This is a genomic window from Kitasatospora sp. NPDC004723 (genome assembly GCF_040609255.1).
In the GTDB taxonomy this organism is placed as follows: domain Bacteria; phylum Actinomycetota; class Actinomycetes; order Streptomycetales; family Streptomycetaceae; genus Kitasatospora.
Genome location: NZ_JBEXJT010000002.1, coordinates 263,337 through 276,916 on the forward strand (window position 1 = coordinate 263,337; position 13,580 = coordinate 276,916).

Here is a 13,580-nt window from a genome sequence, read left to right on the forward strand (position 1 = left end):
TCTCACCCCCTGCGCCCGGGACGCCGCCGCGTCCTCGGCCATGCTGATCGAAAAGGTACTGTCATGTCCCTGAAGAAGATCCTTCCCGGCAAGCTCGGCTTCGGCACCGCCCCGCTCGGCAACATGTTCCGCGCGATCCCCGACGAGGAGGCTGCCGCCACCGTCGAGGCCGCCTGGGAGCAGGGTGTCCGCTACTACGACACCGCCCCGTTCTACGGCGCCGGCCTCGCCGAGGAGCGCCTGGGCGAGGTCCTGTCCACCAAGCCCCGTGACGCCTACGTGCTGTCCACCAAGGTCGGCCGCGTCATCCTCGACGAGAAGGAGGAGGGCGCCCGCGACCTCGGCGAGAAGGGCGGCCTGTTCGAGCACGGCAACCCCAACAAGATGCTCCACGTGTGGACGGCCGACGCCGCCGAGCGCTCCATCGAGGACAGCCTCAAGCGCCTGGGCACCGACCGCCTGGACATCGTCTGGGTGCACGACATCGCCCAGGACTTCCACGGCGACGCCTGGCTCCAGAAGTTCGAGGAGGCCCGCACCGGCGCCTTCCGCGTCCTGTCCCGCCTGCGCGACGAGGGCGTCATCAAGGCCTGGGGCCTGGGCGTCAACAAGACCGAGCCCATCGAGCTGACCCTCGCCCTCGACGAGCCGCAGCCCGACGGCTTCCTGCTCGCCGGCCGCTACACCCTCCTCGACCACGACCACGCCCTGCAGCGCCTGCTGCCGATGGCCCAGGAGCAGAACGTCGACATGGTCGTCGGCGGCCCCTACAGCTCCGGCATCCTGGCCGGCGGCACCCACTTCGAGTACCAGGCCGCCCCGCCGCAGATCATCGAGCGCGTCGGCCGGCTCAAGGACCTCGCCGCCGCGCACGGCGTCTCCATCAAGGCCGCCGCCCTCCAGTTCTCTCTCGCCCACCCCGCCACCGCCGCCGTCATCCCCGGCGCGACCAAGCCCAGCCGCATCGCCGAGGACGTCGCCGCGCTGAACGAGACCGTCCCGGCCGCGTTCTGGACCGACCTGCGCGCCGCCGGCCTGGTCAGCCCGGCCGCCCCGCTGCCCAACGGCGCCTGAGCACCCCCAGCCCCTGCACCCCCACACCCCTCACACGCCCCCACCAGGAGAAGTCACCATGGCCTCCACCTCCGTCAGCCGCACCGTCCCCGCCGCCCCCGAGAAGGTCTGGAACCTCATCGGCGGCTTCGACGCCCTCCCCGACTGGCTCCCCTACATCCCCGAGAGCGTCGCCTCCCAGGGCGGCCGCGTCCGCAGCCTCAAGAACCCCGAGGGCGAGGTCATCGTCGAGCGCCTCGTCGACTTCAACGAGACCGAGCGCCAGTACAGCTACGCCATCCTCCAGGCCCCCTTCCCGGTCGACGGCTACGTCTCCACCATCCGCGTCCACACCGTCCCCGGCCGCGACGACCTCGCCGAGGTCCAGTGGTCCGGCCGGTTCAACCCGGTGAACGCCACCGAGCAGGAGGTCGTCGACCTCTTCACCGGCATCTACGCCGACGGCCTCGACGCCCTCCACCGGACCCTCGCCGGCTGAACGGCACCGCACAGCCCCGTGGCCCCGGCCCGCACAGCGGCGGACCGGGGCCACGGGGCTGTGACGGCCGCGTCGTCAGGCCCCGTCCAGCACCTCCACCAGCGCGGCCAGGAATTCCTTCGGCCGCTCCAGGTGCACGCTGTGCCCGGCGCCCTCGACGACCACCTCGCGCACCCGCCCGCCGGCGGCGGCGTAGCGGTCGAGGACGGCGCGGGTCTGCGCCACCATCGGCTGCGCCGGGCAGACGTCCGCGCCGGGCCAGCCGGGGACCGCGCCGATCGCCCCGAGGTGGGCGAGGTCGAACAGCGAGGTGTCGGAGACGATCACGTCGGCCGAACCGCGGATCCACAGGACGGGCGGCTTCGGCTCGACCAGTTCCAGGTCGTCGATCCGGAAGTGGACCGGCGCCATGGAGTTGAGTACGCCCCGCTCGCCGGGCGCGACGCCCGGCCAGGTGTCGCTCGGCCGGCTGTCGCCGGGGTAGTGGTCCTCCCCGGTCCGGGTGGTCAGCATGGCGGCCACATAGCGCTCCGGCTCGGCCAGCGGCGCGCTGACGTAGGCGGTGTCCAGCACCGAACGCGGCGCGAACGGCGACCCGGCGCCCGACTCGCCCTCGCCCAGCAGCCGGACGAACTCCGCGGCCGCGGTGCCGGCGCCGGAACCCGCGCCGTCGGGCGAGTTGAGCTTTCCGTCCACCCCGTGGGTGCCGCCGAAGCCGTACGGGGAGACCGGGTTGACCAGGGTGAGCGAGCGGACCAGCTCCGGGTGGTCGCGCAGCAGTTGCAGCGCCACCCCGGCGCCCATGCTCCAGCCGACCAGGTGCACCGGGCCGAGGGACAGTTCCTGGAGGTAGGAGAGCAGGTCCTCGCTGTGGTCGCGCAGGCCCCGGGTGGCGTCCACCGGCAGCGGCTCGGTGCCGCCGAAGCCGCGCAGGTCGGGCGCCAGCGGGCGGTAGCGCTCGGGCAGGTCGGCCATGGTCGGGTGCCAGAACACGCCGGAGGAGACGTTGCCGTGGACCAGGACCACCGGCTCGCCGGTGCGGCCCTCGATCTCGGCGTGGTTCACGGTCAGCCGCTCGGTGGTGATCAGTCGATCGGTGATCATCGGGCGTGTCCTCAGTTCAGCCAGCCGGCGACCTGAGCGCTCGCCGCGCCGTCCCAGCCGAGTTGCAGGTGGTTGGCGAGGGAGATCAGCGCGGTGCCGCCGACGGTGGCGATGCCGGTGGTGTCCAGGGCGCTGGCCACGAAGACCACGCCGTCGCTGGGGGCGCGGTTCTCGTTGAAGATGCCGACGACGCTGGGCGCGCCGCCCGCCAGGAGGTAGGTCGTCACCGAGGCGGGCACCCCGGCCTGGTGCAGCGGGGCGATCAGCGAGCCGGCGTTGATCGCGGCCTGGATGCCGCCGCCGTCGGTGTAGAAGCCCTGCCCGCCGTAGTAGGTGGTGTACCAGTCCTGCTGGGTCTGGTCGATGCCGAAGACCGAGTCCCAGCGGGCCAGCATCTGCCGCTGCCCGGGATAGACGTCGTAGCCGCCCGAGGGGGCGAAGGAGAACTCCGGGTGCGCGGTGTAGGTGCCGTAGCAGGTCATCCGCAGGTGCGGTGCCGGGGCGTTGACCTGGCCGCCGCACTGCGGCCAGATGGAGAAGTCGTGCGCCCACCCGTGGGCGAACGGGTAGTCGTAGCCGCCGTTCGGGCCGCCCATGGTGATCAGCTTGCGCACGTCGCCCGCGTACGGGCGGCCCCAGGAGGGCTTGACCGAGGACACGTAGGAACGTGCGGACATCTCGCCCTTGCTCCAGCCCACCACGTCCACCTGGGGGACGCCGAGCTTGGCGCGGATCAGCGCGACGGCGTCGCCGACCGCCTGGGCCTGCATCAGGTTGTCGCCCTGCTTGTGCGCGAAGCCGACCGCGAAGACCCGGTAGCCCCGCCCGGACAGGTACTGCATCAGACCGGTGCCCGGACAGGAGACGGATCCGCAGCCGTAGCCGCCGGACTCACCGGGATTGGCCCAGGCCCGGTCCGGGTTGTCGTTGGCGCCGTGCACCAGCAGCACCGGGACCTGGTGCGAGCCGGTGTTCCAGCCCGGGGCCGAGTAGAGCAGGAAGCGGCCCGAGAAGGGCTGCTTGACGCCGCCGAAGAAGGTGAGCCGCTGGCCGTCCTGGTTGCCGCGGCCGTCCGGCGGATACTGCTCCTGCTGGAAGCCGGGGGTGGTGTCGAGGTACCGCTCGACGCGGTCCCAGCCGTTGGCGACGCTGTTGTAGGTCGCCTCCAGCGTCAGGTTGGAGGGCACCGCCGCCGAGGCCGGCACCGCCGGGACGACCGCGCCGATCAGCGCCAGCACGCTCGCCAGCAGCCAGCCGAAGCCTCTGCGCCTGCCACGTCCGCTTCTCCACATACCGCGTTCACTCCTCCACACCGAGGGTCCAGTGCGTGACACCCTAGGGACGCCGCGGCGTGCGCCCTATGTCGGCGGCGCATACCTCGGGCGGCACGGTGTGGGCGTCGGCCACCTGGCCAGGGGGCGGAGTGCCGGTCGGTCAGCGGGCGGTCCAGCCCCCGTCCAGCGGGATGGACGCACCGGTGACGAAGCCCGCGTCCGGACCGCAGAGGAAGAGCGCGGCCCGCGCGACCTCCTCGGGCTCGATGAGCCGCTTGATCGCGGTGCGGTCGAGCATGATCCGCTCCACCACCTCCTCGGCCGGGATGCCGTGCGCGGCGGCCTGCGCGGCGATCTGGTTCTCCACCAGGGGCGTGCGCACGTACCCGGGGTTGATGCAGTTGCTGGTGACGCCGTGCGGCGCGCCCTCCAGGGCGGCGACCTTGCTGAACCCCTCCAGGGCGTGCTTGGCCGTCACGTAGGCCGACTTGAAGGCACTCGCCCGCAGCCCGTGCACGGAGGAGATGTTGACGATGCGCCCCCACCCGCGCCCGTACATGTGGGGCAGGGTGCGCCGGACGATCCGGAACGGCGCCTCGACCATCACGCGCTGGATCAGCACGAAGCGTTCGACCGGGAAGTCCTGGATCGGCGCCACGTACTGGAGCCCGGCGTTGTTCACCACGACGTCGGCGTCGTCCGGGAGGGTGTCCACCGCCTCCGGGTCCGCCAGGTCGACCACGTGGGCCGTGCCGCCGATCTCCGCCGCCACGGCCTCGGCGGCGTCCCGCGCCAGGTCGACGACGTAGACGTGCGCGCCCGCCTCGGCGAAGGCGGTGGCGCACGCCCGGCCGATGCCGCTCGCCGCGCCCGTCACCAGGGCCTTCCGCCCGGTCAGGAAGCGGCCGGCCGGGGCGGCGGCCCGGCCGCCGGTGCTCTCGGTGTTTTCCATGGCCGCCACGCTAGGAACCCGGCGGGGTCGGGCACACGTCCCCCGGTACCACAGTTGCGGCCCGGATGGTGGTGGCCACCACCACAGTGCGTCGCCTCATGGGCCCTCGGCCGGCCTTCAGCCGGCGGTGCCCACCGGGGCGGTGACCCGGTAGCGTCCGGCGGCCCGGGCCAGGAGTCCCTCGTCGACGAGGACGCGCCGCAGCGCGACGGCGTCCAGTGCGCCGCCCTCGCACCACGGCCGCAGGCGGTCGGTCACCGTCCGCTCGTCGTACTCGTCGCCGGGCGCGAAGGTGCGTGCGGTGATGTGCCCGAGGACCGCGCGCCGGGTGTCCTGCTCCTGCTCCTGCTCCGGTTCTTGCTCCGGGTCCGGGTCCGGGTCCGGCAGGTTCACCAGGACGCCGCCGCGGAGGTGGCCGCGCAGCCGCGGGTCGGGCTGGTCGTTCGCCGCCTGGTCCGCCACCCGTCGGGCGGCGGTGTCCGCGGCGGCGGCGAGGGCCCCGTCGTTCAGGGCCACCGAGCCACGCCCCTGGACGAGCAGCCCGGCGCGGACGAGCCGTCCGATCGCCGGGGCGGCGTCCGGCGCGGCGAGCCCCGAGACGGTCAGGACCTCGGAGGAGGTCGACGCGCCCAGGGCGACCGCCGAGAACACCCGGCGCCGCACCGGATCGGCGAGCTGGACGGCGAGTTGTTCGGGCGTCACTTCGGGCGTCATTTCGGGTGTCATGGGGGGAGAACATCCTTTCCGACGTGCTCAGCGCCGTGCTTTCCGGTGGAAGGTACACGGATCACCGTCCGTTCGACACACCACTCTTCGCCGCTGGAACGGCGGGTTCGGGCCGGGGCCCGCGCGCGGGGAGCACCGTGCCGCGCCCGGCCACCAGTGCCACCGCCGTCTGGGCGGCCGCCGCGGCGACCATCAGCAGGAGCGGGGCCCGCCAGCCGGAGCCCAGCGAATGCAGGAGGCCGAAGACCACCGGCCCGACGGCCGCCAGCAGGTAGCCGACCGACTGCGCCATCGCCGACAACGCGCCGGCCGAGGCCGCGTCCGGGGCCCGCAGGCCGATGAACACCAGGGCGAGCACCAGACAGGCGCCGCCGCCGAGGCCGAGGACCGCACTCCACAGCAGCGCCCACCCCGGCGCCGCGAAGAGGCCGGCGTAGCCGACCAGCAGGACGGCGGAGCAGACCGCGGCCAACCCCCGTTGGTCGCGCGCCCGGCGCATCGCCCGGGGAACCGCCAGGCTCGCCAGTACGGCGATCACCTGGAAGACGAAGAGCAGCCAACCGGCCGTCGCCGGGTCGACCCCGTTGTCCTGGAACACCTGCGGCAGCCAGGTCACGATGACGTAGAAGCCCAGCGACTGCAGCCCCATGAAGGCGGTGACCGCCCAGGCCAGTCCGGAACTCCAGGGCAGCCGCTGCCCGCCGCGCGCCGGCTTGCCCGGACCGCCCGGACCGCCCGGACCGCTCGAACCGCTCGGCCCGGGAGTCCGCAACTGCGGCAGCCACACCAGCACCGCCACCAGCGCGAGGACCACCCAGCAGCCCAACGCGGTGCGCCAACCGCCGGGAGCGGCCTGGGCGATCGGCACCGCCACCCCGGAGGCCACCGCCGCCACCCCGCCCATCACCGTGGCGTAGGCACTGGTCAGCAGGCCCACCCTGGTCGGGAAGTCACGCCTGATCAGGCTCGGCAGCAGGACGTTGCCCACCGCGATCCCCGCACCGATCAGCGCGGTGCCGAGGAACAGGCCGGCCGTCGTGGGAATCCAGCGGACCGCGACACCGAGCGCCAGCACCACCAGCGCGCCGCCCAGGAGTCGTTCCGCCCCCCACCGCGCGGCCAGTCCGGGCACCAGCGGCGCCAGGCCGGCGAAGGCCAGCAGCGGCAGCGTGTTCAGCAGACCCGCGACGGCCGGAGCCAGGCCCAGGTCGGACTGCACGCGGTCCAGGAGCGGCCCGACACCGGTCAGGCTCGCCCGCAGGTTCGCGGCCACCACCAGCAGTCCCCACACCAGCAGCACCTGACCGGTGCGTCGCGTCGACGTGTTTTCCATGCCGTCAGCATCGGCCGGTGGGCGGGCGGGCAGCGAGGCCCTCCTCAGCCTGGCCCCCGGAGGGCCACCCTCCGACCCTCGCGCGCGGCGGCGGCGCCCCTATGCTCGAAACGTGGGCACGCCATTGGGCAACTTCATCCGGGCCAAGCGCGACGCCGTCCAACCGGAACTCCTCGGACTGCCGGAGCGTCACCGCCGCCGCTCGCCCGGGCTGCGCCGACTGGACCTCGCCAACCGGGCCGACGTCAGTGTGGAGTACCTCGCCCGGATCGAACAGGGCCGGGACCGCAACCCCTCGCCGGCGGTGGTCAACGCGCTCGCCGACGCGCTGTGCCTGGACGCGTCGGAGCGCACCCACCTGCGGTACCTCGCCAAGATCACCGGCGACGCCTGCACCGTCGACATCCGGCCCGTGCCACCCTCCCGGCGGGTGCGCGCGTCCGTGCTGCGCACCCTCGAACTCCTCGAACCGGGCGTGGCGATCGTGACCAACCGGCTGGGCGACGTGCTCGCCCACACCTCCGGCTACCGGGCGGTCACCGGCGGGGCCGGCCTGTTCGACGCGGAGCGTCCCAACCTCAACCACTACCTGTTCACCGACCCCCGGGCCCGGACCTTCTTCACCGACTGGGACGCCGTCGCGGACGAGCAGACCTTCGACCTCTGGCGGACGCCTTCCCTGGAGAACCTGGAATGGCTCACCGCCGAGCTGACACCCGTCGCGGGCGAGGAGTTCACCCGCCGGCTGAACCTGGCCAAGGTGCCGCCCCGCGGCGTCCTGCGGCTCGACCACCCCGAAGGGCACCGCCTCCGGCTGCTCCGCGAGACCCTCGAACTGCCCGGCGACTCCCAGCAGCTCGTGGTCTTCCTCCCCGAGGACGACGCCACGGCCGAGAGCCTGGACCGGCTCCGGCGCCGCTCGCCGGGCCGTCTGCGGACCATTTCCTGATCCGGGGTCAAGGGGCGCCGGAGCGGCGCCCAGGGGCGACGGTGTGTCGGTGTGTCGGTGTCCCGTCGAGAAGATGTCCGGGCTGGGCGGGATAGGGGTGATTTGAAGTCAATTCGCCTGGCTGATCAAGGGATTGTCGAACCTCCTCTAGGATTCGGGCCACGAGGCGGATCTTCGCCTGAACACTGAGAGCGGGAATGACACCTACAAGTGAAGAGATGACCGGTGCCGCGCGCGGGCCGGGGCGGCGACGGCCGGGATCGCTCGGCCGCCGCGCGGTGGGCCGGGTCGCGGTGCTCGCCCTGGGGATCGGGAGCTGCTCGATGCTGGCGGCTCCGGCGGCGTATCCGCAGGAGGCCGACGGCTCGGTGACGGTGCGGGTGGTGCGGGCGGTCGACGCCACCGGTGTGTGGAGCCCGGTCCTGGAGCCCGGCATCGGCGGGGTCACGGTGGTCCTCAGCGGTGACGACGGCGCCGAGGTCACCGGGGTGACGGCCGCCGACGGCACGGTCACCCTGGCGCCGGGCACGGCCCGGTCCGCCGGAGGGAAGTACCGGGTCCAGGTCGTGAACCCGAAACCGGGCCTGCTGTTCCCGGCCTTCGCGTCGCGACAGGGCCTGGACGGCGCGCCGAACCAGTTGAGCAGCAACGAGGAGTTCGTCGACCTCGCCGGCGGTCGGAACGTCACGTACACGACGGGACTGTGGAACCCCGGCGACTACTGCCAGAAGAACGCGACGCTGGTCACGGCCTGCCAGCCCGCGACGAGCGAGGCGCAGAACCCGCGCACGCTGGTGAGCTTCCCCTACGGCGCGCGCGGCGAGAACACGGACACGACGAATCTGGCCACCAACGCCGAGACCGGCACCGTCTACGGCATCGGGTGGAGCAAGTCCGGCAAGCGGCTGTTCAGTTCGGCGCTGGCCAAGCGGGACACCACGTACGGCCCCGGGGGCGCCGGCGCGATCTACGTCACCGACCCGGCGAACCGGACGACCTCGCTGTTCACCACCGTCCCGGACGCGGGGGCGTCGGTGCACGGTGTCGGCGCCGCCGACGACGCCTTCCTCGCCGCGCCGGGCAAGGAGAGCCTGGGCGCCCTGAAGCTCTCCGAGGACGGCCGCGACCTGTTCGTGGTCAACCTCGACAACCGCAGGCTGTACCGCTACGACGCGACCGGGGCGACCGCGTCGGCGCCGAAGGCCTCCTACCCGATTCCGGACCCGGGCTGCCCCTCGCCGGCGGACTGGCGTCCGTTCGGCCTGGGCGTGCAGGACGGCGTCGGTTACCTCGGCGGTGTCTGCTCGGGCGAGTCGACCGGGAAGGCCTCGGACCTGCGCGCGGTCGTCCTGCCCTTCGACCCGGCGACCGGAGCCTTCGGCCGGGCGGTGCTGAACCAGCCCCTGGACTACCCGCGCGCGGTCTCGGCCAAGGGCCTCTGCCCCGGGGCGGGCTGGTTCCCGTGGACGGACACGATCCCCGCCGAGCAGGACGGCAAGGCGTGCACCGGCACCGGCTTCTACGCCAACCCCGAGCCCGAGCTGGCCGAGATCGCCTTCGAGACCGACGGGTCCATGCTGCTGGCGTTCCGCGATCGGCTCGCCGACAAGGCGACGGCGTTCCCGCGGACCGGCGACCCCACGACGTACCACAGCTTCGCGGCCGGCGGTGACCTGAACAAGGCGTGCCTCTCCGACGGCATGTACGTGATGGACACCAACCTCGGCTGCGGGACGACCACGCGGGGGACCAGGTTCTTCAGCGTGGGCACCTTCCAGGGCTACCACCCGAACGCGGCCTACGCCGGCATGGCGCTGTCCAAGGTGGAGGACTCCATCGCGATCTCGGCCGTGGACCCCACCGACACCGCGTGGCGCATCGGCACGATGTTCACCAACCGCGACGGGACGAGGGCCGCCGGTTCCGGCCTGGGCCTGAACGCCTCGACCGCCAGGCCCGCCTTCGGGAAGGGCGCCTCGATGGGCGACCTGGAGGTGCTCTGCGACCAGGCGCCGCTGCAGATCGGCAACCGGGTCTGGTACGACCCCGAGCGCAAGGGCGTCCAGAGCCCGAGCCAGAGCCCGGTCCCCGGCGCCACCGTCAACCTCTACGACGAGTCCGGCAAGCTGGTCGCGTCGACGACCACGACACCGCGCGGCGAGTACTACTTCGACGACTCCAACGTGCCCGGCGGCCTGAAGCCCAGGACCACGTACACGATCAGGATGGACAACCCGGCGGACTACGCGTCGGGCGGGCCGCTGTACCGGTGGGTGCCGACCGAGGCGGGCGTCGGCGACAACCGCTTCGTGGACTCCAAGGGCACCGTCCCGGAGGGCGCCCGCTACCCGGAACGGACGCTCACCACCGGCGGACCGGGCGAGAACGACCACACCTTCGACCTCGGCTTCCGCCGCCAGGAAGGCGCGGTCCGGCTGGTCAAGCAGGACCAGGACGGAAAGCCGCTGGCGGGGGCGCGGTTCGCGCTGTGGCGGGAGACGAACGGCACCGACGGGCCGCAGACCTCCGGGGACGCGCCCGACACCCGGGTCGGTGACCCCTGTACGACCGGGGCCGACGGACTCTGCACGTCCACGGTCGAACCGGGAACGTACTACTGGCAGGAGATCAGCCCGCCGGAGGGCTACGCGGTTCCGGACAACCCGGTGTCCGGCGCGCTGGTGCTGAACTCCGAGAACCTCGACGCCGGGGTCTCGGCGACCGTGGTCAACCGGCTGCTGCCCGCCCCGACGCCGACGCCGACGCCGACGGTGACCGCGACGGCGACGGTGGCCCCGACCGTGCCGGTGAGCACCCCGGAGGCCGCGCCGACGCCCGCGCCGACGGCCGCGCCCGAGGCGCCGGCACCGGCGGTTCCGGCGGCAGCGGTCACGCCGGCCACGTCGCCGGCCGCACCGGCCGCGCCGCGTGCCGCGCCCGGCTCGCGCCTGGCCGACACCGGCCAGGACGGGGTCGTACCGGCGGCGGTCGCGGCCGTGGCGTTCACGGTCCTCGGCTGGGCCCTCGTGGAGCTCCGCCGGCGCAGGGCCCGGCGCCACTAGCGTCCGACCCTGTGGCGGTGGCAGGCCCTCTCCCGGTCCGCGGACCGGGAGAGGGCCTGCGCGTGTTCAGACCTACGCCGCCCAGGCCGACGGCCGCCGTCCCTCCTGGACGGAGGCGCGGCGGCCCTTGGAGTGGTCCGGGGCCGCCGCCCGGAGGAGGTGACCGGGCGTCCTGACGGCGGGACGGATCGCCTGGGGACGGATGACGCGGGCGCTTCGCTGCCCGGTCCCTGTTCCCGAGGTGTGGAGTTCTCATGCCGTTCGTACCCGCGCCGGTGCGCCGTCTGCCGGTCCTGCTGCTCCCGCTGCTCGTCCTCCTCGCCGTGCTCGCAGGGCCGGGTACGTCGCCGGCCGACGCGGCGTCGGTGCGCACGGGGGCGGGTACCGGGGTGGACTGGGACGCGCTGGCCCGTTGCGAGAGCGGAGGGCGCTGGAGCGCGAACACCGGGAACGGCTACTACGGGGGTCTTCAGTTCGACGCGGCGACCTGGCGTGCCAACGGTGGGCCGGCGTACGCGCCGCGTGCGGACCGGGCGACCAGGGAGCAGCAGATCGCGGTGGCCGAGCGCCTGGCCGGCCGTCGGGGCCTGGCGCCGTGGGCGGCGTGCGGTGCGCGGATCGCCCGTGGGGGCGAGCCTTCCGCCGCCCGGGCCGAGACCCGGGAGCGCGGCGACCGGCCCGCGCGGACCCGGCCGCAGACGCCCCCCGTGCCCGCGTCCCCCCGCACCGGTGCGGCGGAACGCCAGGTGGAGGCGGTCGCCGAGGGCTCGTGGACGGTGCGTGACGGCGACACCCTGAGTGACATCGCGGAGGCGTCCGGGATCGCCGGTGGCTGGCCGGCGCTGTACGAGCTCAACCGCGACGCCGTCGGCGAGGACCCCGACCTGCTGCTGCCCGGCCAGGTCCTCGTCCTGGAGCCGTAGAGGGAAAGCGCGGTCGGCGCGGCAGGGCGCTGAGCAGCTCGGCGGGAGTCGGGATCGGCGTCGGCCCGCTTCGCGCGCGGTCCTCGCGGGCGGGACGCCCACGACCTCTGCGGTCGTGGATGTCCGACCGTTCCACGGCGGGCGCGCCACCGGCCGCGTTAGCCGGGGCGCTACGCCGTTCGAGTGGTCGGACAGGTGACTCCGCACCGTGCACGGGTCGGCGGTGGAGACCGGGCCGGACTGCGCCGCAGGGTGGGCCCGGTGGCGCCCGGTGAGCATGTTCGCGCTTCGTGCGGACCGGACCGTGCAGACCGGCGCGCTCTAGGCGCGCGCCGCACCGGGCGCCGGTCGCCCTCATGAGCCATGAGGGCCGACCGGCGCCCTTGCCGTGGGCGGGCCGTGCCCCGGAGGCAAAATGTACGGACAAATCTTGCGAGCCATGACGGCTCGGTCCTACTTTAATGTCCGTACATTTGGTCAGGCCGGGGAGGCCCCTTGATAACCAAGCATCACCGGATCGTGATCATCGGCGGCGGGACCGCGGGGATCTCGGTCGCGGCCCGGCTCCGTCGGGCCGGCGAGCAGGACGTCGCGGTGCTCGATCCGAGCGAGCACCACTACTACCAGCCGCTGTGGACGCTGGTCGGCGGCGGACGGGCACCGCTGGCGGAGAGCATCCGGCCCCAGGCGTCCGTCATGCCGAAGGGTGTGGCGTGGATCCGCCGGGCCGCCGTCGCCATCGATCCCGAGGCGCGGGAGGTGGCGCTGGACGACGGCGGCACGGTCTCCTACGAGCACCTCGTCGTCTGCCCCGGCATCCAGCTCGACTGGGACCGGGTGCCGGGCCTGGAGGCCGGGCTCGGCAGGGACGGGCTGTCCAGCAACTACCTGCCGCAGTACGCCCCCGCGACCTGGCGCTTCATCCGTGAGGCCCGCTCCGGCAGCGCGGTGTTCAGCATGCCGACCGGGGCCATCAAGTGCGGCGGCGCCCCGCAGAAGATCGCCTACCTGGCGGCCGACCACTGGCGCAAGGAGGGCGTGCTCGGCCGGATGGACGTCCATCTGGTGATCCCCGGCGCCGCCATCTTCGGCGTCCCGGAGTTCGCCCGGGTGCTCGACGACGTGGTGCGCCGCTACGGGATCAAGGTCCACTACGGGAGCGAGGTCTCCGAGGTGCGTCCCGAGGCCCGCGAGGTGGTCGTCACCGACCTCGGGACCGGGCGCACGACGACCCTGCCGTACGACGTCGCCCACCTGGTGCCGCCGCAGAGCGCCCCGGACTGGATCAAGCGCAGCCCGCTCGCCGGTGCCGACGACCCGGCCGGCTACGTCGAGATCGACAAGCACACCATGCGGCACGTCCGCTACCCCACGGTGTGGGCGCTCGGTGACGCCGGCTCGTCCCCGAACTCCAAGACCGGCGCCGCGGTGCGCAAGCAGGCGCCCGTGCTCGTCGAGAACCTCCTCGCCGTGCTCAACGGCCGGGAGCCGAAGGCCTCCTACGACGGCTACGCGTCCTGCCCGCTGACCACCGCGCGCAACAAGATGCTGCTCGCCGAGTTCGACTACAGCGGCCGGCCCACTCCGTCGATCCCGGTGATCAACACCATCCGCGAGCGCACCGACATGTGGCACCTCAAGCGGCGCGGCCTGCCGTTCCTCTACTGGAACCTCATGCTCCGCGGACTCGCCTGACCCTGCCGGG

11 protein-coding genes are annotated in these 13,580 nt (G+C 73.4%); 6 read left to right on the forward strand and 5 right to left on the reverse strand.

Annotated elements, in window-relative coordinates:
* Positions 1 to 63: 63 nt before the first annotated feature.
* Together ABZW10_RS04225 and ABZW10_RS04230 are read left to right on the forward strand one after the other, a co-directional pair.
* The gene (locus ABZW10_RS04225; protein ID WP_355359597.1) at positions 64 to 1,074 is read left to right on the forward strand and encodes an aldo/keto reductase; all 1,011 of its coding nucleotides are present in this window, start codon (positions 64 to 66) and stop codon (positions 1,072 to 1,074) included.
* A 58-nt stretch (positions 1,075 to 1,132) separates the two neighbouring features.
* Positions 1,133 to 1,552 carry an SRPBCC family protein gene (locus ABZW10_RS04230; RefSeq protein ID WP_355359600.1) on the forward strand — a complete coding sequence of 140 codons (420 nt, stop codon included), beginning with the start codon at positions 1,133 to 1,135 and terminating at the stop codon, positions 1,550 to 1,552.
* Positions 1,553 to 1,627: 75 nt separating this feature from the next.
* On the opposite strand, the gene ABZW10_RS04235 is transcribed toward ABZW10_RS04230, so the two are convergent.
* The 5 genes from ABZW10_RS04235 to ABZW10_RS04255 form a co-directional block, all read right to left on the reverse strand.
* On the reverse strand, positions 1,628 to 2,656 hold the full coding sequence (locus ABZW10_RS04235) for an alpha/beta hydrolase (RefSeq protein WP_355359602.1): 1,029 nt from the start codon (positions 2,654 to 2,656) through the stop codon (positions 1,628 to 1,630).
* Positions 2,657 to 2,667: 11 nt separating this feature from the next.
* On the reverse strand, positions 2,668 to 3,948 hold the full coding sequence (locus ABZW10_RS04240) for a lipase (protein WP_355359605.1): 1,281 nt from the start codon (positions 3,946 to 3,948) through the stop codon (positions 2,668 to 2,670).
* A 142-nt stretch (positions 3,949 to 4,090) separates the two neighbouring features.
* On the reverse strand, positions 4,091 to 4,882 hold the full coding sequence (locus tag ABZW10_RS04245; protein ID WP_355359607.1) for a 3-hydroxybutyrate dehydrogenase: 792 nt from the start codon (positions 4,880 to 4,882) through the stop codon (positions 4,091 to 4,093).
* A gap of 117 nt (positions 4,883 to 4,999) precedes the next feature.
* Positions 5,000 to 5,608 carry a DUF2087 domain-containing protein gene (locus ABZW10_RS04250; protein ID WP_355359610.1) on the reverse strand — a complete coding sequence of 203 codons (609 nt, stop codon included), beginning with the start codon at positions 5,606 to 5,608 and terminating at the stop codon, positions 5,000 to 5,002.
* Between the two features lie 61 nt (positions 5,609 to 5,669).
* Positions 5,670 to 6,941 (reverse strand): MFS transporter, encoded by a 1,272-nt coding sequence (locus tag ABZW10_RS04255; RefSeq protein ID WP_355359613.1) that lies wholly within the window; start codon positions 6,939 to 6,941, stop codon positions 5,670 to 5,672.
* Between the two features lie 112 nt (positions 6,942 to 7,053).
* On the opposite strand from ABZW10_RS04255, the gene ABZW10_RS04260 reads away from it, so the two are divergent.
* The 4 genes from ABZW10_RS04260 to ABZW10_RS04275 all read left to right on the forward strand — a co-directional run bounded on the left by ABZW10_RS04260 (position 7,054) and on the right by ABZW10_RS04275 (position 13,570).
* Positions 7,054 to 7,890 carry a helix-turn-helix transcriptional regulator gene (locus ABZW10_RS04260; RefSeq protein WP_355359616.1) on the forward strand — a complete coding sequence of 279 codons (837 nt, stop codon included), beginning with the start codon at positions 7,054 to 7,056 and terminating at the stop codon, positions 7,888 to 7,890.
* A 218-nt stretch (positions 7,891 to 8,108) separates the two neighbouring features.
* Positions 8,109 to 10,952 carry an SdrD B-like domain-containing protein gene (locus ABZW10_RS04265; RefSeq protein WP_355359619.1) on the forward strand — a complete coding sequence of 948 codons (2,844 nt, stop codon included), beginning with the start codon at positions 8,109 to 8,111 and terminating at the stop codon, positions 10,950 to 10,952.
* 254 nt (positions 10,953 to 11,206) lie between these two features.
* Entirely contained in the window at positions 11,207 to 11,875 is a 669-nt protein-coding gene (locus ABZW10_RS04270) for a transglycosylase family protein (RefSeq protein ID WP_355359622.1), read from the forward strand.
* Between the two features lie 495 nt (positions 11,876 to 12,370).
* Positions 12,371 to 13,570 (forward strand): FAD/NAD(P)-binding oxidoreductase, encoded by a 1,200-nt coding sequence (locus ABZW10_RS04275; RefSeq protein ID WP_355359625.1) that lies wholly within the window; start codon positions 12,371 to 12,373, stop codon positions 13,568 to 13,570.
* Positions 13,571 to 13,580: the final 10 nt, after the last annotated feature.

What these genes read in the sequence shown, in the direction of transcription:
- ABZW10_RS04225 (WP_355359597.1), top strand. Translation starts at nt 64, where the DNA reads ATGTCCCTGAAGAAGATCCTTCCCGGCAAGCTCGGCTTCGGCACCGCC.
- ABZW10_RS04230 (WP_355359600.1), top strand. Translation starts at nt 1,133, where the DNA reads ATGGCCTCCACCTCCGTCAGCCGCACCGTCCCCGCCGCCCCCGAGAAG.
- ABZW10_RS04235 (WP_355359602.1), bottom strand. Translation starts at nt 2,656, where the DNA reads ATGATCACCGATCGACTGATCACCACCGAGCGGCTGACCGTGAACCAC.
- ABZW10_RS04240 (WP_355359605.1), bottom strand. Translation starts at nt 3,948, where the DNA reads ATGTGGAGAAGCGGACGTGGCAGGCGCAGAGGCTTCGGCTGGCTGCTG.
- ABZW10_RS04245 (WP_355359607.1), bottom strand. Translation starts at nt 4,882, where the DNA reads ATGGAAAACACCGAGAGCACCGGCGGCCGGGCCGCCGCCCCGGCCGGC.
- ABZW10_RS04250 (WP_355359610.1), bottom strand. Translation starts at nt 5,608, where the DNA reads ATGACACCCGAAATGACGCCCGAAGTGACGCCCGAACAACTCGCCGTC.
- ABZW10_RS04255 (WP_355359613.1), bottom strand. Translation starts at nt 6,941, where the DNA reads ATGGAAAACACGTCGACGCGACGCACCGGTCAGGTGCTGCTGGTGTGG.
- ABZW10_RS04265 (WP_355359619.1), top strand. Translation starts at nt 8,109, where the DNA reads ATGACCGGTGCCGCGCGCGGGCCGGGGCGGCGACGGCCGGGATCGCTC.
- ABZW10_RS04270 (WP_355359622.1), top strand. Translation starts at nt 11,207, where the DNA reads ATGCCGTTCGTACCCGCGCCGGTGCGCCGTCTGCCGGTCCTGCTGCTC.